The 19,295-nt window shown below is 31.2% G+C and carries 20 protein-coding genes; 2 read left to right on the forward strand and 18 right to left on the reverse strand.

Going from position 1 to position 19,295, the window contains the following annotated elements; all coding sequences use genetic code 11:
• Positions 1-107: 107 nt before the first annotated feature.
• From glyS to rpsU, 9 genes are all read right to left on the reverse strand, one after another.
• Complete coding sequence (gene glyS / locus LHL71_RS03485) at positions 108-2,183, reverse strand: glycine--tRNA ligase subunit beta (RefSeq protein ID WP_227360436.1); 2,076 nt, start codon at positions 2,181-2,183, stop codon at positions 108-110.
• Positions 2,183-3,109 carry a glycine--tRNA ligase subunit alpha gene (glyQ, locus tag LHL71_RS03490; protein WP_227360437.1) on the reverse strand — a complete coding sequence of 309 codons (927 nt, stop codon included), beginning with the start codon at positions 3,107-3,109 and terminating at the stop codon, positions 2,183-2,185. The genes glyS and glyQ overlap by 1 nt, the downstream gene beginning before the upstream one ends.
• A 274-nt stretch (positions 3,110-3,383) precedes the next feature.
• Positions 3,384-4,145 (reverse strand): DNA repair protein RecO, encoded by a 762-nt coding sequence (gene recO, locus LHL71_RS03495; protein WP_227360438.1) that lies wholly within the window; start codon positions 4,143-4,145, stop codon positions 3,384-3,386.
• A 14-nt stretch (positions 4,146-4,159) separates the two neighbouring features.
• Positions 4,160-5,065, reverse strand: coding sequence for a GTPase Era (era, locus tag LHL71_RS03500; RefSeq protein ID WP_227360439.1), 906 nt, complete (start codon positions 5,063-5,065; stop codon positions 4,160-4,162).
• 12 nt (positions 5,066-5,077) lie between these two features.
• Complete coding sequence (locus LHL71_RS03505) at positions 5,078-5,476, reverse strand: diacylglycerol kinase family protein (RefSeq protein WP_227360440.1); 399 nt, start codon at positions 5,474-5,476, stop codon at positions 5,078-5,080.
• The gene (ybeY, locus tag LHL71_RS03510; RefSeq protein ID WP_227360441.1) at positions 5,460-5,942 is read right to left on the reverse strand and encodes an rRNA maturation RNase YbeY; all 483 of its coding nucleotides are present in this window, start codon (positions 5,940-5,942) and stop codon (positions 5,460-5,462) included. The genes LHL71_RS03505 and ybeY overlap by 17 nt, the downstream gene beginning before the upstream one ends.
• A gap of 16 nt (positions 5,943-5,958) precedes the next feature.
• Positions 5,959-6,918 (reverse strand): PhoH family protein, encoded by a 960-nt coding sequence (locus tag LHL71_RS03515; protein WP_227360442.1) that lies wholly within the window; start codon positions 6,916-6,918, stop codon positions 5,959-5,961.
• A gap of 28 nt (positions 6,919-6,946) precedes the next feature.
• On the reverse strand, positions 6,947-7,390 hold the full coding sequence (locus tag LHL71_RS03520) for a GatB/YqeY domain-containing protein (RefSeq protein ID WP_227360443.1): 444 nt from the start codon (positions 7,388-7,390) through the stop codon (positions 6,947-6,949).
• 98 nt (positions 7,391-7,488) lie between these two features.
• Entirely contained in the window at positions 7,489-7,680 is a 192-nt protein-coding gene (gene rpsU, locus LHL71_RS03525; protein WP_227360444.1) for a 30S ribosomal protein S21, read from the reverse strand.
• 176 nt (positions 7,681-7,856) lie between these two features.
• On the opposite strand from rpsU, the gene LHL71_RS03530 reads away from it, so the two are divergent.
• Positions 7,857-8,681, forward strand: coding sequence for a pyruvate, water dikinase regulatory protein (locus LHL71_RS03530; protein WP_227360445.1), 825 nt, complete (start codon positions 7,857-7,859; stop codon positions 8,679-8,681).
• A 4-nt stretch (positions 8,682-8,685) separates the two neighbouring features.
• On the opposite strand, the gene LHL71_RS03535 is transcribed toward LHL71_RS03530, so the two are convergent.
• The 7 genes from LHL71_RS03535 to hisS all read right to left on the reverse strand — a co-directional run bounded on the left by LHL71_RS03535 (position 8,686) and on the right by hisS (position 16,998).
• Positions 8,686-9,597 carry a deoxyribonuclease IV gene (locus tag LHL71_RS03535; RefSeq protein ID WP_227360446.1) on the reverse strand — a complete coding sequence of 304 codons (912 nt, stop codon included), beginning with the start codon at positions 9,595-9,597 and terminating at the stop codon, positions 8,686-8,688.
• Positions 9,587-10,807: a CDP-glycerol glycerophosphotransferase family protein gene (locus tag LHL71_RS03540; RefSeq protein WP_227360447.1), complete on the reverse strand. Its 1,221-nt coding sequence runs from the start codon at positions 10,805-10,807 to the stop codon at positions 9,587-9,589. The genes LHL71_RS03535 and LHL71_RS03540 overlap by 11 nt, the downstream gene beginning before the upstream one ends.
• A gap of 23 nt (positions 10,808-10,830) precedes the next feature.
• A complete protein-coding gene (locus LHL71_RS03545; RefSeq protein ID WP_227360448.1) occupies positions 10,831-11,640 on the reverse strand; it encodes an ABC transporter permease in 810 nt (269 codons plus the stop codon).
• A gap of 34 nt (positions 11,641-11,674) precedes the next feature.
• Positions 11,675-12,805 (reverse strand): CDP-glycerol glycerophosphotransferase family protein, encoded by a 1,131-nt coding sequence (locus LHL71_RS03550; RefSeq protein ID WP_227360449.1) that lies wholly within the window; start codon positions 12,803-12,805, stop codon positions 11,675-11,677.
• Between the two features lie 103 nt (positions 12,806-12,908).
• Positions 12,909-13,784, reverse strand: coding sequence for a YitT family protein (locus LHL71_RS03555; protein ID WP_227360450.1), 876 nt, complete (start codon positions 13,782-13,784; stop codon positions 12,909-12,911).
• 108 nt (positions 13,785-13,892) lie between these two features.
• On the reverse strand, positions 13,893-15,689 hold the full coding sequence (gene aspS, locus LHL71_RS03560) for an aspartate--tRNA ligase (protein WP_227360451.1): 1,797 nt from the start codon (positions 15,687-15,689) through the stop codon (positions 13,893-13,895).
• A 16-nt stretch (positions 15,690-15,705) separates the two neighbouring features.
• Entirely contained in the window at positions 15,706-16,998 is a 1,293-nt protein-coding gene (gene hisS / locus LHL71_RS03565) for a histidine--tRNA ligase (protein ID WP_227360452.1), read from the reverse strand.
• A gap of 343 nt (positions 16,999-17,341) precedes the next feature.
• Between hisS and LHL71_RS03570 the strand changes: the two genes are divergently transcribed.
• On the forward strand, positions 17,342-18,175 hold the full coding sequence (locus LHL71_RS03570; protein WP_227360453.1) for an N-acetylmuramoyl-L-alanine amidase family protein: 834 nt from the start codon (positions 17,342-17,344) through the stop codon (positions 18,173-18,175).
• A gap of 2 nt (positions 18,176-18,177) precedes the next feature.
• Here LHL71_RS03570 and LHL71_RS03575 read toward each other — a convergent pair whose 3' ends face one another.
• Both LHL71_RS03575 and dtd read right to left on the reverse strand, forming a co-directional pair.
• A complete protein-coding gene (locus LHL71_RS03575; protein ID WP_227360454.1) occupies positions 18,178-18,825 on the reverse strand; it encodes an HAD-IA family hydrolase in 648 nt (215 codons plus the stop codon).
• An 18-nt stretch (positions 18,826-18,843) separates the two neighbouring features.
• Entirely contained in the window at positions 18,844-19,290 is a 447-nt protein-coding gene (dtd, locus tag LHL71_RS03580; protein ID WP_227360455.1) for a D-aminoacyl-tRNA deacylase, read from the reverse strand.
• Positions 19,291-19,295 lie beyond the last annotated feature (5 nt).

A 19,295-nucleotide genomic window follows, 5' to 3' on the forward strand; every position in this document is an offset into this window, starting at 1 on the left:
TACTGATAAAAGTCGCACATTAATTAATAATGTGCGACTAATTTATTTTTAGAAATACATATTCTATTCTACATTCAAACTATTATAAAAACAAGCTTTAATAATTGTTATTTAACAACTAATTGGTTTAAATCACCTAATTTATAAATTAGGTTAGCAAGTGCAGTTAATTGAGCTAAACGGTTATTTTTTAAGCTCTCGTTATCAGACATAATCATTGTTTCATCGAAATAATTGTTAATGTCATTTTTTAAACTTGCCAAACGTTGATAAGCAACTTCAGGAGTGCTTTGATCAAAACCATCCATAATATCATTTACATCATTAAATAATAATTTTTCTGTATCATTTTCAAATAATTTTGCATCAATGGATGGTAAGTTTATATCTTTAGCTTTATCTGCTAATCTTAAAACTCTAGTTAAAGATTCAATTATTTCCTTAAAGTCAGCATCATCTTTATGTTCATTCAATGTTAATCCACTTTGAATGACGTAATAAACATCACTTGAATTGCTTGCAATAACTGCATCAGAAATATCATATCTAACTTTTTTATCATTTAGATATTGCTTGATACGATCGTTTACAAATAAAACAACATCCTGAATTTGTGATTTTTGGTCAATTTCAGGGGCAACTTTTTCATTACCTTCAACATCAACAACTTTATTTAGTAGTTTGTTTAGATCAATATCCCATTTTTGATCAGCAATAATTCTAACGATTCCAATTGCTTGGCGTCTTAAGGCATATGGATCATTTGATCCGCTAGGCACCATTCCAGCAGCAAAGAAAGTTAAAATACTGTCCAATTTATCAGCTACTGCTAATATGCTACCAACCAAAGTATCAGGTAATTCACCAGTAGCCGAAATGGGCATGTAGTGTTCACGAATAGCAGCAGCTACTTCTGGATCCTCTTTTTGCAAGAGTGCATATTTTTCACCCATAATTCCTTGCAATTCTGAAAATTCTCCCACCATTCCAGAAACTAAATCAAATTTGTAAATTTCTGCAGCTCGATTCAAGTTTTGTAATTGAGAACTAGTTAGTTTAAGCTGTTGACCTAAAATATCACTAATTACTTTAACTCGCATCATTTTTTCATACATTGTAGAAATTTTATCGTGGAAACTTACTTTCTTTAGACGTTCTACATAGTCATTAATACTTGATTTTTGATCTTCTTGATAAAAGAACATTGCATCTTCTAATCTTGCAGTAAGAACTTTTTCGTTACCTGCAATAACATTTTCTAAGTATTCACTATTTCCATTACGAACTGATATAAAGTGTGGTAATAAGGTGTTATTTTGATCAGTTACATAGAAAAATCTTTGATGATCCTTCATTGAAGTTACTAAAACTTCCTCTGGAATTTTTAAATATTTATCATCAAAGTTACCATAAAAGGCGGTTGGCCATTCAACTAAATTATTAACTTCTTCTAACAAATCACTGTCAATGCTAACTTTCCAATTATTATCACTAACAATTTCATTAATTTGTTTACGAATTAAATTTTTACGTTTTTCTGCATCTGCAATTACAAATTGTTCAGTTAGTTTTTCTTCATATTCTTTAGCATCATTAAATTGAACGTCTTTACCTAAGAATCGATGGCCACGAGAAATATTATCTGTAGTTACATCAAGAATTGAAAATGGAATCACTTGATTATTTAACATTGCCACTAACCATTTAATAGGTCGTACAAATTGTAAAGTGTTTTCTCCCCACTTCATCATAGTAGGAAAATTCATAGATACAATTATGTCATTTAAATTAGCAAGAATTTCTTGAACTGGTTGGCCTTTAATATGTTTTTCTACATATACATATTCAGTTCCTTTGATATCCTTAAAGGTTATATCATCAGTGCTTACGCCTTGACCTTTAGTAAAACCAATAGCCGCTTTAGTCCAATTACCATCTGCATCCATTGCAATTTTTTTAGCAGGACCTTTTACCATTTCATCAATATCAGGTTGTTTTTCAGATAAATCAGAAATTAGTAATGCCAATCTTCTTGGAGTTGAAAACTTCTTAATACTACTAAATGAAATTTGTTGATCTTTTAAGTACTTTTTAACGCGAGTTTCTAATTGATCAATACTAGCTGTAACAACATGAGCTGGCATTTCTTCTAAACCAATTTCTAATAAGAAGTTATTAGTCATTATTTTTCCTCCTTATCGTCAGCTAATAACGCTTGACGTTTGTCTTCATCTTTAATTAATGGGAAACCGAGTTTTTTACGTTCATTAACAAATTCTCTAGCCACTTGGCGAGCCATATTTCTAATTCTTGATAGGTATCCGGCACGTTCTGTTACTGAAACAGCCCCACGTGCATCTAATAAATTAAATGTATGGCTACATTTCAAAATATAGTCATAAGCGGGATGAACTAAATTATTTTCTAATAAACGTTTAGCTTCTATTTCGTAATTTTCGAATTGTTGCATTAACATTTCTTGATTACTAAATTCAAAACTGTATTTAGAATGTTCATATTCTGGTTCCTTAAAGATATCACCATATAAAACATTGTCTGCCCATTTTAAATCAAAAACAGAATTCACATCTTGAATGTATGAAGATAGTCTTTCTAAACCATAAGTAATTTCTACAGCAACTGGATCCATTTCTAGACCACCAACAATTTGGAAGTAAGTAAATTGGGTAACTTCCATTCCGTCTAACCAAACTTCCCAACCAACACCGGCACAACCCATTGAAGGATTTTCCCAGTTATCTTCAACAAATCTAATATCATGTTCTAAAGGATTAATTCCTAATTCTTTTAAACTACTTAAATAAAGTTCTTGGATATTTTCTGGAGAAGGCTTCATAACAACTTGAAATTGATGATGTTGATATAATCTATTAGGATTTTCACCATATCGACCATCAGCCGGTCTTCTAGATGGCTCGATATAAGCAGCGTTCCATGGTTCAGGACCTACAGCTCTTAAAAAAGTATAGGGACTCATAGTTCCAGCACCCTTTTCAGTATCATAGGCTTGCATTAATAAACATCCTTGTGATGACCAATATTTTTGTAATCTTAAAATGATTTCTTGAACTGATAATTTTTCAGTCATTATTTTCCTCCTAAATAAAAAGTCCCTATGCCAATTGAAATAACATTTCAATCAACATAGGGACGATATTTTCGCGGTTCCACCCTAATTCTGAGAAAACTCAGCACTTAGTTTCTGTTAGCATAAAAAGCGCCAAATCAAAAATTTAAAACATTTGGCTCTCACTATCCCAAACTCGCTAAGCTTTCAAATTAGTATTTTTCTTTTATCATAGCTAAAAATATTTAAATTACGATATTAATCATAAGTAACAAGTGGGTAATTGTCAATATCATTAAAGACTTAAATCATTAATTTGATCAATAAAATTTTTACTTTTTGGCTTAACACCAACTGAATTTTCGTAAATTTGATCAATTGTGGTTCTTAATTTTTGCTTAGTTTCTTGACTAGCTTTGATATTCTTGATGTTTTTAAAATTAATTGCTGAAAATAATCTTAAAAAATAAATCGTTTTTTGATCTAAATGATATCGATGGGGATCCATTGAAAAATGATTTGAACAAATTAATCCACCATAAGCATCTGAATAGTCAAAATTCAAGTCTGAACGATGACAGATGGAACAATCTAACCAATTAGGAGCAACTCCAAATGCATCTAATAATTGAATTTCAAAAATGTTAGTAATAATTTGTGAATCAAAACCATTATTAATCAAATTCATCCCATCTATTAAGTTTAAATACCAATCATTGATCGGTTCATCATCAGGATATGCCAAGTCGATTAATGACATTATATAAGTAGAATAAGCGTTTAAAATAATATCATTGCTAATGTTATTAAAATGTTTAATATCTTTAACTGTTTTTATATAAGAAAGTTTATCAACCCTTAAATCCCCAATATAAGTTCCGTAAGTAAATGGTAAAATCGCTGCCCGCATCTTAAAACGAGGTTTTTTTGCTCCTCTAACTAAAAACATCTTTTTACCAAATTGATCAGTTAAAAACTTTATTAATAAGTCATTTTCCCGATAATTTTTGGTATATAAAATAATCCCATTAAAATCTTGAATTTTATTACTATTCAAATAGTTATTACTCCTTAATAATCATTCTTACGATAACCATAAGATTGTAAAAGTGAAGTCTTATCACGCCACTTAGGTTCAACTTTTACCCATAATTCAAGGTATACCTTGCTACCTAAAAGATTTTCGATATCTTTTCTAGCTAAAGTACCAATTTTTTTAAGCATTGAACCACCTTTACCAATTACAATAGCTTTTTGGCCAGGACGCTCAACAATAATTGTGGCTTGTATATGAACCTTATTATTTTCATCATTACTAATTTTTTCAACATATACTGCTACAGAATGAGGAATTTCTTGTTTAGTTAATTGCAATACTTTTTCTCGAATTAATTCTGAAACAATAAATCGTTCTGGATGATCAGTTACTTGATCCTTAGGATAATATTGAGGTCCTTCAGGTAGTTCCCTTACTAATGATCCTAATAATGCATCGACATTATTACCTTGGAGTGCAGAAATTGGAAAAACTTCTTTAAATGGCAAACTATCTCTATATTGTTCAATAATCACCATAATATCATCAGGAGTAATTTCATCAATTTTATTAATCACTAAATAAATTGGTTTATCAATATTTTTTAGTTGTTCAATTATATAGTTATCACCTGCACCGCGACGCTCAGTAGCATTAACCATAAATAATACTGCATCTACTTCCCTTAAAGATGAAAGTGCTGATGTTACCATAAAGTCGCCTAATTTATTCTGTGGTTTATGAATTCCGGGAGTATCAATAAAGACAACTTGAGCATCATCAGTAGTATAAACCCCTTGAATTTTATTTCTGGTTGTTTGAGCCTTATTACTCATAATCGCAACCTTTTGTCCAACAACTCGATTTAAAAATGTTGACTTACCTACATTAGGTCGTCCTACGATTGAAACAAATCCTGAGTGAAATGTTTGATTTTCCATAAATCCTCCTCATTAATTAAATAATTTTATAATTTCTGGAACAAAAATTAGTATTCCAACAAAAAATGCAAAAATAGCCGATATTAATACGCCACCTGCTGCTATATCTTTAGCACGCTTAGCTAAATCATTGAATTTAGGACCAACAATTAAATCAACTATATTTTCAATAATCGAATTAACTACTTCGGCCTCAATAACAGCAAAAAATGCTACAAATAACCATAGCCATTGGTTTATTCTAACTTTCAATAAAATTCCTAAAATAACAGTAAATATGATAATAAAAAGATCCAATTTAAAATTTCGTTCTTCTTTTACTAATCGTAAAATACCACTAATTGCATGCCCTAACGATTGAAAAATGTTTTTATTTTTATTAATCTGTTTCGAACTATCTCTTGAGACCATAATCGTCTAATATCTTTCGTTGGAGTGGAAACATAATAGCTTCATCTTCATCTTTCATATGATCATAACCATTTAAATGTAAAAATCCGTGAACTACTAAAAATCCTAATTCACGTTCATATGAATGCTCTAAAAATTCCGCTTGTTCACTAACCTTATCAATTGAAACAAAAATATCGCCAATGTTATTTGGAATTTCATTAGCCATTTCCTCATCCAAAATAATAGGCATGTCATCTTCAGCATCATCTTCAATCGCAAAGCTAATAACGTCAGTTGCACGATCAACTCCTCGATATTCCTTATTAATTTTTTGAATATCTTCGTTATTAACAAAGGTAACGGACATCTCAGTGTTATCGCTTAATTTTATATATTTACCGGCGTAGTTAAGAATATCTTTTACTAAGTTTATATGTTTATCAGGTACACCTGTTTTAGTTTTATCGTAAATTTCTAAATCCATTTATTCTTCCTTATCGTTATTCTTTGTTGTCATAAGCCTTGATAATCTCGGCTACTACTGGATTTCTAACCACGTCTTGAGCATCAAATTTAACAAATTCAATACTATCAACATCCGTCAAAATATGATTGGCGATAACTAAACCACTTTTACCTTTATTTGGTAAATCGATTTGAGAAATATCACCATTAACAATCATTTTTGAACCAAATCCCAATCTAGTAAGAAACATTTTCATTTGTGCGTTAGTGGTATTTTGTGCTTCATCCAGTATAACAAAAGCATTTTCTAAAGTACGACCACGCATATAGGCTAAAGGAGCAATTTCAATTACTTCTCGATCTAATAATCTTTCAGTATGTTCTTTACCTAGTATTGAATGTAAAGCATCATAAATTGGACGCAAATATGGGTCAACTTTTTCTTTTAAGTCACCAGGTAAAAATCCTAGACTTTCTCCGGCTTCAACAGCTGGTCTAGTTAATACAATTTTATCAACCAGTCCTTTTTTTAAGGCGGAAATTGCCATGACCACTGCTAAATAAGTTTTACCCGTACCGGCTGGTCCAATACCAAAAGTTATATCATTATGCTTAACTGCCTGAACATATTGACGTTGGCCAAATGTTTTTACTCTGATAGCTTTTCCACTAAGATCTTTAATTAACACCTGGTCATAGAGATCTTGAAAAAATCTAATGTTACCCTTTTTAACCATATTGATTGCACTAATATAATCACTATTATTTATAACAATCTTCTTGTCAATTAATTGAGACATATTATCGATCACTAGAACTGCATCGTTTACTAAATCTTGTGGTCCCGAAATCTTAAAGGTAGTTCCAAATACATTAATATTAACATTCAATTCTTTTTCTACTAAATTAACATATTCATTTTGTGGCCCAACTAGCTGAATAAGTTTATCTTGAGTACCGACCACAAAATCTCTTTTTTCCAGTTCTTCTGCCAATTAACATCCTTCTTATCAAATAAATTATTTATTGTAGCTCACGTTTAACAACTTTATTTACTAGATTACCGTCAGCTTTGCCCTTAACTTTTGGCATAATTGCTCCCATAACCTTACCGAAATCTCCCATAGAAGTAGCATTAACCTGAGTAATTGTTTCTTTAACAATCGCTGAAATTTCTTCTTCAGATAATTGCTTGGGTGCATATCTTTCAGTTACTTCAATTTGAGCTCTTTGTTCTTCAGCTAATTCATCACGATTAGCATTTTCAAATTCTTCAAGCGATTCCTTTTGTTGCTTTAATTCTTTTAAAACAACTGCCCCCATCTCTTCTTCAGTAAGATCTCTACCTAGTTCAACCTTTTGGTTAGTTAATTGAGATTTTAATGCTCTAATTACCGTTAAACTTACTTTATCCTTTGCTTTCATCGCTGTCTTCAAATCAGCATTTAGTTGTTCTTGAATATTCATTATTAATTGCCTTCTTTTATTATTAACTATATAAATGATTTTACCATATAAAAAAAACCAGAGACTAAGTAATTAGGCCCTGATCTTTAATTTAATTATTAGAAACGACGTTTTTTCTTGTTATTGCGTTTACGTGCTGCTTCTGATTTTAATTTACGCTTTACACTTGGTTTTTCATAAAATTCACGTTTACGGTATTCTTGTAAAGTACCATTTTTTGAAACTGTGCGTTTGAAGCGTCGAAGAGCATCATCAAGAGATTCGTTTTTACGAACTACAGTCTTTGCCATATGAATTTCCCTCCCTCCGAGCTCGAAATGTAACTGCTTAAAGTTAAATATGTAACTTTACAACTGTCCGAAATAAATTATACATTCTTAACGCCCTAACGTCAACGGTTTAAGTTCAAAATATCTAGTAATATGTTAAAATTTATTTTATAACATTATATTAAGGGGATTTTTATATGACAAAACATCAAACAATCTTTATTATATCGGATTCTAGTGGTGCAACTGCCCAAACAGTGGTTCAAACGGCAGTTTCTCAATTTCCCAATTTAAGCATTGAAATCAAACGCTATCCATTCATCCAAACCGAATCAATTTTAAAAGGTATTTTAAATATCGCCAAAGAAAAAAATGCTATGATTTTTCATACACTGGTTAATCCAATTTTAATCAAACAAGTTACTGATTTTGCCCAAACTAACAAACTGTATAACTTTGATTGCATTCAAGAACCAATTGATATGATTAGTTCAGCTATTAATGAAGAGCCGAAAAGAGTTCCTGGATTAGTACACGATCTTAACGAAGACTATTTTGAAAGAATCTCCGCTATTGAATTTGCTGTAGCTAATGATGATGGTAAAGCTCCTAGGGGATTAACTAAAGCTGATGTCGTAATTTTAGGAGTATCTCGTACATCTAAAACTCCTCTATCTTTATATCTAGCTAATCAAAATATCAAAGTTGCTAACGTTCCAATCGGTCCTGGTCTTCAATTACCAGATGAGCTAAAACAAGTAGACAAACGCAGGATTTTTGGTTTAACCAATACTCCTGAAAAGCTTAGCAAAATCCGTAAACAACGAATGCTTCAATATGGGTTAGACGCTATTACTCCCTATTCCGATAAAGATAATATAAAAAAGGAATTGGAGTACGCAACTAAGCTCTATAGACAAATTGGATGCTTAATTATCAATGTATCTAACAAATCAATTGAAGAAACCGCCACTATTATTTTAGAAAGTATAGATATGAATTCCATCAAAATAAATAAATAAATAGTTAATCATTATTTTCAATCATTTCACCAATAATATTAGGATTAAATTGTTGCTGTTTTAACATTTCAACTTCATAACCATGTGGATTATATTTCTTACCATCATCAGCTTTGTAATATGGCGTTTCTAGTATTTTAGGTAATTCAGTTAATTGATTATGATGGGCTATATAATTAAGTGACTCAAAGCCAATCGTACCATACCCAATCATTTCATGGCGATCTTTATGTGATCCCAATGCGTTTTTAGAATCGTTTAAATGAATAACTTTTAATTTTTCTAAACCAATTACATGATCAAATTCATTTAATACTCCATCAAAATCATTTTTAACATCATAGCCGGCATCATTTAAATGACAAGTATCCATAGTAATCGATAGCTTTTCATTGTATTTTACTTTATCAATTATCGCTGCTAGTTCTTCAAAATCTCTTCCTACTTCAGTTCCTTTACCGGACATAGTTTCTAAAGCAATTTGAATTTTTTGATTTCTTTCAATAATTGTATTTAAGCCATCAGCAATTTGCTGAATGGCTTTTTTAGGTCCCGCTTTAACATGAGATCCTGGATGAAGTACTATCTGAGTTGCTCCAATAGCTTCGGCCCTTAAAATCTCTTGGTGTAAAAATTCAATTGCAAAACTAAAATTATCTAATTTAAAAGTATTTCCTAAGTTCACAATATAAGGTGCATGAACTACCACTTGATACATATGATTATTATCCATAAAAGTCTTTCCCTGATCAGCTTTTAACTGGTCAATTGGCTTTCGAATTGTATTTTGAGGGGCACCCGTATAAACCATAAATACATTCTCATTGAGATCTTTAGCTTCCATGGCCGATCCTAAAAACATATTAGGACTTTTCAAACTAACATGTGATCCAATTAAAAAATTATCATTTTTCATTATTCATTCCCCTTAAAATTAAATTACTAACCTTCTCAGAAGCTTTACCATCTTCCCAACTACAAAATTTATGATTAAATTCATCAAGATTAACTTGATACTTTGAAAAACCACTTTCTTGAACATACTCCCGAATTGCTTTATAAAATGATTGCTCATCTGTAACCAAAGGACCAGGTAAGGTATTTGCATCATAATTGAAGTAGAATCCTCTTAATTGATCACGATAATGATCTAAATCATATGAATAAAATAGCATAGGACGTTTTAAATTAGCAAAATCAAACATTACCGATGAATAGTCTGTAATTAATAAGTCAGTTATTAAGTACAATTGATTCATATCATGATCTGGCAATATTTTTACTCGATCTTCATATCCACTTATATCAATCTGATCTTTTACTAAGTAATGTGGACGAATAATAAGCATATAATCTTCTGGAACTATTTTAAAAAATTCCTTTAATGAAAATGGCAATGTAAAATTATAAGTACCAATTGCTTTAAAATTATCATCTCGCCATGTTGGAGCATACATAATTACATGTTTAATGTTTTTACCCAAAATCGATTTTTTTAATTCGCTTATCTTTTGATCATTATTATCATGATATAAAACATCATTTCTTGGATAGCCAATATCTAAAAATTGATTTGTATAATTGAAGGCAGATTTAAAAATTTCTTTCGAGTATTCATTAGGAGCAATTAAATAGTCCCATCGCTTGGCTTCCATAGTAAAGTCGTGGTGATATTTTTGAGTAGTTGTTCCTGGAATTTCAACATTAGAAATATCTACTCCTAATTTTTTTAGAGGTGTTCCATGCCAAGTTTGAATAAAAGTCGTTTGCTTATTCTTTTTCCACCAAAGTGGCATGCGTGAATTCATAACCCAATATTCAGCTCTAGCAATGTATCTTACCCACTTAGGAGTAAATCGCTTCAACATTTTTATTTTAGGAAATTTCTTTTTTAGTCGACCATATTCAGACGGTTTCACACTAAAATAGCATGTTTCAATTAGCTTTGGTTGTTCAGTAATCAATTGTTGATAAATCGCATATGGATTATCATTAATTTCTTTTCCATTAAAGCTTTCAAAAATTATTAAGTTTTTAATTGTCGGCATACAAATAAACCCATCGTTCATCACGATGAGTTCATAACGGGCCACTAACTTTAATGAATTAATTAACTTTTGATTCATTATAACGTTCACCCTCACATTAATTAAATTAAATCAACAAATCTTGATCGGAACTTATAGTGGAGATGTGAGCCAACTAATAAGAAGAATAGAACAAATCCCCAAAAAATTATATTTAGAGTTGGACGTTCCCAGAACCAACCCTGTGAAAGCATCGATTGTCTAAATCCAGATATAATATAAAAGAATGGATTTAGCTGAAGAACTCTGACAAACGGAGCTGGAAAGGCCCCAGTTTCAAAGTTAAATAGTACACCTGATAAATAAAATAGCATACGCATAACCGATTGTAATAAAATTCGATAATCTCTAACTAAAACAGAAATAGTTGAGTTAAAAATACCAAACGCAACTAACCAAGCAATCATTGCAACAAAATAATAAATCCATTGGAGCCAATAAAGTGAAGGTGTAATTCCATAAATAAAACCAATTACTATAGAAAATACCAACATGGTCCAAAATGAACTTAAATTACCAACGATTTTAATTGTTGGTAGTACACTGACTGGAAATTTCATTTTTGAAACCATACCAACTCGTTGATAAATACTTTTTGATGCATCTAAAGTTGATCTATTCATGAAAAACCATGGAGTAATTCCAATTACCATCCAAGGTAAATAATTAACTCCGTGAGTAGAATTTCCATGCTTTAAACCTATACCGAATACTAACCAATAAATTCCGATTTGAATTAGCGGGTATAAATATTCCCACATCAATCCTAAATAATGACTTTGGTATTCCGCTTTATCTTCATAACGCGAAATTCTAAAAATAATTCCTAAATTTTCAAATTGTTCTTTTACTAATGTTATAACTTCTTTCACAAGATGGCACTCCTTAACCTATTTACCTAGTATTTTATAAATATCTTTTTATAACCCTAGAAGCCGCATGACCATCATTATAAGTATTCCAATGATCATTAAATTCAGTAAAATCCATAGCTTCTGGATTCAAAATTGCTTTTCTTAACTCTTCAACGGTTTTAACTGGTTTACTTGGCAACCAGTTCATATAATCTGATTGAATTCCAGTTTCTTTTTCATAATTTTCTAAATCAAACATGAAAAATATAATTGATCTTGCATTTTTGAGTAAACTAAAATCAAATGCCACTGATGAATAATCGGTAACCAAAGTATCAGCCACTGTCAATAAGTCGGAGGTCGACAACTGATGATAAAATTTTATTCGTGGATTTCCCTGTTCACGAATATTATTTTCTTTACCTCGTAATGACGGATGTAATTTTACTACTACAATTGAATTAGGATCAGCTGATAAAGCATCATCAATTCCACTAGGCAAATTAAATACGTCCTTACGATATGTGGGTGCATATAAAATCACCCGTCGATTTTTTAATTCAGGGGCAGCTCTAAAAATTCGATGTTTAGCTTTATCAATCCATTTCTTTTTAAAAAACTTATCGGATCTTGGATAACCCAGTAATTGCATTTTTTCTTCACTGGTTCGATAACTATTTATAAAAACATTTCCCATAGCCTTTGATGCTACTATGTATTCATCAAATTGGTCATACACCATTTGAAATCTTTTTTGATCTGATTTTGATCTTAGACTAGTTTTCGGATCTTCCCAGCCAAATTTTTTAATAGCTCCGTCTGCATGCCAAACCTGGACAATTTTCATATTGCTAGGATGGGCTAATCCAGCTAAAAATGCAAAATAGTTATCACAAAAAATAATTTTAGCTGACATTAATTTAGGCACCATATTTAAGGCAAATTTTAAATTACTTCTTACCAACTTAGTAGTAATTCCAAAGGCTGCCAAATCAGTCGCAGCTGCTTCAGTTTCAGGTTTATATAAAACTACTAATTCGGTACCCTTCGGAAGTTTTTGAGCCATTTTTTTAATAAATCCAACATTACTATCAAAGCTCATTAAATAGAAAATGTTTTTTCTTTTTTTCCATAAATTCAATATCGAGATAAAATGAATCAATTTTATATAAATATCTTTCAATTTTCTTCCTCAAATTGTTTAAATATTAGTTAACGCACTGAAATATTATACCATAAAAATTTTATATAATATTTTTACCCTTTAAATTATATTAAATTTAATATTATGGTTGATCTTCATAGAAACGTCCCAATATCTTAACCGTATCAGAAATACTAGCAAATGCACTAGTATCGGCTTCTAGTAAAGCTTCTTCTAATTCACCCATTTCATATCGTGAAATTACAGTGAATAGAATAGTTGTAGAATTATGATGATAAGCACCTTCAGCATTGTGAACAATAGTGATTCCTCGACGTAAATGATTTTGAACACTATCTATTACGGCATTTGGTCTACTAGTAATTATCATAACTTGCATCCTTTGTTGCTTAGTAAAGGTCATATCCATTACTTTAGCATTTACAAATATACTTAGCGCTGAATAAAAGGCATAAGGCCAACCATAGATTAAGGCAGCGGCTATTATAATCAATGAGTTAAACGCAATGTTAATTGACCCAATACTTTTCCCAGTTTTATTTCTAATAACAATTCCTAGAATATCAAGTCCACCGGTTGATATTCCGTTTTTTAACGCTAATCCGGTCCCAAATCCATTTACTGCTCCCCCAAAAATTGCACAAATAATTGGATCGTGAGTTAAAGGTACGGGATTAATAGCTTGAATCATAAAACTTGATAAGAAGACTGCAAAAATTGTGAAAATTGTAAATTGGTGACTAATAGCTTTCCAAGCAAGCAAAAATAGTGGAACATTTAAAGCGAACAAACCTATCCCAGTTGGAATAGTAAATGGAAAGTATCTCGAACTAACAGTATTTAATATTTGTGAAAAACCAGTCATTCCAGATGAATAAATATGCCCTGGATTCCAAAAAAAGTTAACTGCGATCGAAACTAAAATTCCGTAAATAAAGGCAGTTGATAATTTAGCAACATATTGATGACGTTTGAAAATTTTTTGAACATCGTCCATGATTAAAAAAATATTCCCTTCAATTTATATTAATACCAGTAATTATAACATTAAGCATTACTATCATATATAAAAACCCTAACTTAATCGTAAGTTAGGGTTTTTATATTATTCTCGACGGTTAATATCTTCAGGATGTTCAACTAAAATTCCTAAATCACCTAATTGCTTAGTTGATACTGGTTGAGGTGCACTAGTCAACGGTTCAACAGCTTTGGAGTTTTTAGGGAATGCAATTACATCACGAATATTATCACGTTTAGCAAGTAATCTAGCAAATCGATCTAATCCAATTGCTAAACCTCCATGAGGTGGAAATCCGTAATCTAAAGCATCCAAGAAGTAGCCAAATTGTTCTTCTGCACTTTCTTTAGTAAATCCTAAGGCTTTAAACATTTTTTCTTGAAGTTCACGAGTGTGAATACGAATTGATCCACCACCCAATTCTAGTCCGTTTAAAATAATGTCGTAGCTTTGTGCATAGGCTTTATGAGGATCTTCATCATCATTCATTAAATAATGAACATCTTCTTCATTAGGCATTGTAAATGGATGATGAGCTGATACGTAACGTTCTAAATCAACATCATATTCAAACAATGGCCAATCTACGACCCATAAGAATGCAAATTTAGATTCATCAATTAAATTAAGCTCATTAGCAATAGTTACTCGTAAATAGCTTAGTGAAGCAGCTACAACACGAGCTTCATCGGCTACAAATAAAATTAAGTCACCAGATTTAGCATCTGTTTGGTCTAGCATTGCTTTTTGAAGAGCTTCATCAGTAAAGAATTTAGATATTGGTCCACTAAATCCGTCATCCGTTACTTTAATCCAAGCTAATCCTTTAGCACCAAAGCGTTCAATATATTTGGTAAAACTATCAATAGCTTTACGAGAATACTTGTCTGCACCGCCAGGAACAGTAATTGATTTTACTTGATTACCATTCTTAACAGTTTCAGAGAATACTTTAAAGTCACAGTCCTTAACAATTTCAGAAACATCAGTTAATTCCATTCCAAAACGGGTATCTGGTTGATCAGTACCAAAACGGGCCATAGATTCATCCCAACTAATTCTTTCAAATGGTAATTTAACTTCCACTCCTAGAGTATCTTTCATTACTTTAGCAATTAAGCCTTCAGTATATTCTTGAATTTCTTCAGGATCAGCAAACGACATTTCCATATCAATTTGTGTGAATTCTGGTTGGCGGTCACCACGTAAATCTTCATCACGGTAACATCTAGCAATTTGATAATATTTATCAAAACCTGCTCCCATTAGTAATTGTTTAAATTGTTGAGGAGATTGTGGCAATGCATAGAAAGAACCAGGATATACTCGTGACGGTACCAAATAATCACGTGCTCCTTCTGGAGTAGATTTGGTTAGTGTTGGAGTTTCAACATCAACGAAGCCCATTTGATCAAAATAACTATGAACTGACTGAGTTATTCGGTTGCGAATTAACATATTGCGAAGCATTTCCGGTCTTCTTAAATCTAAATAACGATATTTTAATTTTAATTCATCAGAAGCTTTAACGTTATCTTGAATATCAAAAGGTGGGGTTTTAGAAGTTGATAAAATTTTGGCATTAATTACATCTACTTCGATTTTACCAGTCTTCATATTATCGTTAACTTCACGAGCAGATCTAGCTACTACGTTACCTTCAATTTCAATGACATATTCATTTCTTAATTGATCAGCTACTGTACGAGCATCGGCACTATATTCATCACTAAATACCAATTGTACAATTCCTTCACGGTCTCTTAAATCTATAAAGATAAGTCCACCTAAATCACGACGCTTTTGTACCCATCCCTTGAGGACAACTTTTTTATCTATATATGATTCGTCTACTAAACCTGCATAAGTTGTTCTTTTCATTTTTAATGCTCCCTTATTATTCATTAAAGTAATCGGTTAAAACCGCGTTAAAATTAGATTTAACCTCATTAAGTGGAACTGAAACCTCATTACCATCTAACATGGATTTAACATTAACAGTTTCTTGTTCCAATTCTCGTTCGCCAATTGTAATTGTGTATGTTGCTCCTAATTTATTAGCAGTTTTAAATTGAGCTTTAGGTTTTTTATCTAAGTAATCACGATCTACCGAAAATCCATTAGATCTCAAGGCTTTAACAATCTGAGATGTTTCATAAGTCGTCTCTTCACCAATTCCCACTACATATACATCTAAGTTATCTAGAATTGGTAATTTAACATTTTGAGAATCCATTAATAATATTAGTCTTTCAATTCCGAGTCCAAAACCAACCCCTGAAACTTCTGGGCCACCTAATTCCTCAACCAACCCATTATATCTTCCACCCGCACAAATGGTAGTATATCCTTCACCAAGTGATTTTGAATTTACCATAATTTCAAAAATAGTATGATTATAATAATCTAAACCACGGACCATTGAAGGATCTACAGTAAATGGAATGTGTAAAGCCTCTAAAAGTTTTTTAACTTTATCAAAATGAGCTTGAGATTCTGGACTTAGAAAATCTAAGATTGACGGTGCATCGGCCACAAATTTTTGATCGTTTTTGTCTTTACTATCTAGAACACGTAATGGATTTTTATGAAGTCGATTTTTAGAATCTTCACTTAATTCATCAAAATGTGGTTCTAAGTAATCAATCAGAGCTTGACGATAGTTTTCACGAGTTTCTTTATCGCCTAACGTATTTATTACTAATTTAAGATCTTTTAATCCAAATTTTTGTAATAAATTCATTCCCATATCAATTACTTCTACATCTAATTCTGGAGCATCACTCCCAAAAGCCTCTACACCAATTTGATGAAACTCACGTAATCGACCAGATTGTGGACGTTCATATCTAAACATTGATCCCATATAAAACACTTTATATGGCTTTGAAAATTCAGGACCATATAATTTATTTTCCACAAACGAGCGAACTACGCCAGCAGTTCCTTCAGGACGCAAGCTAATATGACGATCACCTTTATCCATAAAGTCATACATTTCTTTAGTTACCACATCTGAAGTATCTCCAGAAGTTCTTGAAAAAACTTCGAAATTTTCAAACATTGGAGTTCTGATTTCATGGTAACGATAGTTTGTAAAGAGCATTCTCGCAGTCTCTTCTATATATGCCCATTTTTTAGCTTCTTCGGGTAAAATATCTGCTGTCCCTTTTGGACGTTGAAATCTCATTTATTTTTTCCTCCTATTTGAAAATGGCGATAAAAAAACACCCTTGAATTTTCAAGGGTGCATTTGCACGGTACCACCTTAATTGACTCTTAAGAATAACGCTCATCACGAATAGTTTAACCTATTACCTCAATAATCAAAAAGTGTCATCTATGAATTATCAACGAATTCTCACACCAAATAAATTCTCTCTTTTGATGATAAAATCATAGTCTCTTTTTATCGGCCAAATATCTAATTAAGTTTAGAATAATTTATAAAATAAAAAAAGTCAATAACGTTTTTATATATTATAATAATTACCGTTAGTACCAAATAATTTTTAAATATTACAGGTGATTGAATGTTAAATAAAAAAGTTGACTTTCGAATAATTTTGACTTTCATAGTAACTATTTTGGCTTTCTTATTATTGATAGCAAGGTTGTATCCAAAGTCTAATCATATACAAATTAATAACTTAGAAATGCACAGTGGTCCCTCCATAGATTATCCTGTTAGTACAAAATTAAAAAGTAATTCAAAATTTAAAATCATTACCAAAAAGAATAATTGGAGCAAAATCAATTCTAACGGCAAAACCGGATGGGTACCTACTTGGCTATTAAATAAAAAATTAGATAATTATTCGAAATTGTCAGAAGCCACCATTGTATTAGATCCCGGACATGGCGGAACAGATGCAGGGGCCCTTTCTATTAAGGGAAAATACGAAAAAGCATATACCATGCAGCTAGTTAACCAAGTTTATAAGGAATTAAAAAACAGTGGTGCCAATGTAATTCTAACTAGAAATAACGATCAATACGTTTCCTTAAACGAGCGACCACAGTTAGCCGAAAAAAATCATGCTGATTTATTTTTAAGTTTTCATTTTGATTCGTCAGATCTAAATAATTCAGCGACTGGGTTTACGACTTATTATTATCATAATGAAAGTTCTCTAGCTTTAGCTAATACCATCAACCAATCACTAAGTAATCTTCCCTTAACAAATCGAGGAGTTGAATTTGGTGATTACTTAGTAATTAGAGATACAACGGTCCCTTCTGTCTTATTAGAATCTGGCTATATTAATAATAGTAAAGATTTTAAATATATTAGAAATCCTAACTACCAAAAACAAATTGCTAAGGATATAAAAGCGGGATTAAATAATTATTTCAATAAAAAATAGCGCTAAATAGCGCTATTTTTTATTTTATTATATATTTCTTCAAAATTGCTAGCTCTGAAGGTTTGTTTATTAATTAGTATGATGAGATTGTCTGGATCAAACAAATAACTAAAGATATTGGCATTATTTCCAGCTTCAACATCTAACTTTCGATCACCAATCATAACCGCTGCCGATAAATTGATTGAATACTTATTAATTAAATATAATAACGATTCAGGATTAGGTTTACGTTTAAATCCCTGACTTTTAGTTACGGTATCCTTAAAATAAGGCAATAAATCATAATTAGCTAACAATTGATTAGCTTGTTCATCTCGATGAGTTAGTAAATAATTGCTCCCGCCAATTTCTAAAACTAATTTCAATACATCCATTACTCCTGGAAATGGTTTTGATGAATTAACATATTCCGGTTCTAACTTAGTATACTCATTTTGCAAAAAAATTTTATTAATACCATATTGAGAACTAAACTTTTGAATGGCCGCTCCTACCGAGCTTTTACGCATCGTGCGATAGATATCATTATCATCGATTTCAATTTCATCAATCCCTAGATTAATTAAACTATCCCTAAAAGCAGCTACCATATTAGGATAAGTATTAAATAAAGTTCCATCAAAATCCCAAAAAATTTGATTAATCATGGCTTCTCCTAGATAAAATTATTTTTGGTCAGTATCGTATATAAGCGTTACTGGCCCATCATTTTCTAAGCTAATTTGCATATCTGCTCCAAACTGACCAGTTTTTACATCAATTCCTCGATCTCTTAAAGCTTGATTAAATTGATCATATATTAATTTAGCATGTTCTGGTTCACCAGCCTTAGCAAAACTAGGTCGGTTTCCCTTTTTAGTGTCAGCAAATAAGGTAAATTGGGAAACAGATAATATTTTTCCATTTACTGACTGAATATCTAAGTTCATTTTAGAATTTTCATCTTCAAAAATTCGCGTTTTACTAATTTTATTAGCTAAATACTCAATTTCTTCCAAGCCATCAGTATCTAAAACACCTACTAATAATAAATATCCCTTATTAATTGAAGATATTAAATTATCATCGATCTTTACACTAGCTCGATTAACTCTTTGCAAAATTACTTTCATAATAA

This window comes from Lentilactobacillus laojiaonis, assembly GCF_020616595.1.
Classification (GTDB): Bacteria; Bacillota; Bacilli; order Lactobacillales; family Lactobacillaceae; genus Lentilactobacillus; species Lentilactobacillus laojiaonis.

Excerpts from the sequence above, each read along its gene's own strand:
- glyS (WP_227360436.1), bottom strand. The coding sequence starts at position 2,183 with ATGACTAATAACTTCTTATTAGAAATTGGTTTAGAAGAAATGCCAGCT.
- aspS (WP_227360451.1), bottom strand. The coding sequence starts at position 15,689 with ATGAAAAGAACAACTTATGCAGGTTTAGTAGACGAATCATATATAGAT.
- LHL71_RS03535 (WP_227360446.1), bottom strand. The coding sequence starts at position 9,597 with ATGAAAAATGATAATTTTTTAATTGGATCACATGTTAGTTTGAAAAGT.
- glyQ (WP_227360437.1), bottom strand. The coding sequence starts at position 3,109 with ATGACTGAAAAATTATCAGTTCAAGAAATCATTTTAAGATTACAAAAA.
- LHL71_RS03575 (WP_227360454.1), bottom strand. The coding sequence starts at position 18,825 with ATGATTAATCAAATTTTTTGGGATTTTGATGGAACTTTATTTAATACT.
- LHL71_RS03505 (WP_227360440.1), bottom strand. The coding sequence starts at position 5,476 with ATGGTCTCAAGAGATAGTTCGAAACAGATTAATAAAAATAAAAACATT.
- hisS (WP_227360452.1), bottom strand. The coding sequence starts at position 16,998 with ATGAGATTTCAACGTCCAAAAGGGACAGCAGATATTTTACCCGAAGAA.
- LHL71_RS03540 (WP_227360447.1), bottom strand. The coding sequence starts at position 10,807 with ATGAATCAAAAGTTAATTAATTCATTAAAGTTAGTGGCCCGTTATGAA.
- LHL71_RS03520 (WP_227360443.1), bottom strand. The coding sequence starts at position 7,390 with ATGAATATTCAAGAACAACTAAATGCTGATTTGAAGACAGCGATGAAA.
- rpsU (WP_227360444.1), bottom strand. The coding sequence starts at position 7,680 with ATGGCAAAGACTGTAGTTCGTAAAAACGAATCTCTTGATGATGCTCTT.
- era (WP_227360439.1), bottom strand. The coding sequence starts at position 5,065 with ATGGAAAATCAAACATTTCACTCAGGATTTGTTTCAATCGTAGGACGA.
- LHL71_RS03555 (WP_227360450.1), bottom strand. The coding sequence starts at position 13,784 with ATGGACGATGTTCAAAAAATTTTCAAACGTCATCAATATGTTGCTAAA.
- LHL71_RS03570 (WP_227360453.1), top strand. The coding sequence starts at position 17,342 with ATGTTAAATAAAAAAGTTGACTTTCGAATAATTTTGACTTTCATAGTA.
- ybeY (WP_227360441.1), bottom strand. The coding sequence starts at position 5,942 with ATGGATTTAGAAATTTACGATAAAACTAAAACAGGTGTACCTGATAAA.
- dtd (WP_227360455.1), bottom strand. The coding sequence starts at position 19,290 with ATGAAAGTAATTTTGCAAAGAGTTAATCGAGCTAGTGTAAAGATCGAT.
- LHL71_RS03530 (WP_227360445.1), top strand. The coding sequence starts at position 7,857 with ATGACAAAACATCAAACAATCTTTATTATATCGGATTCTAGTGGTGCA.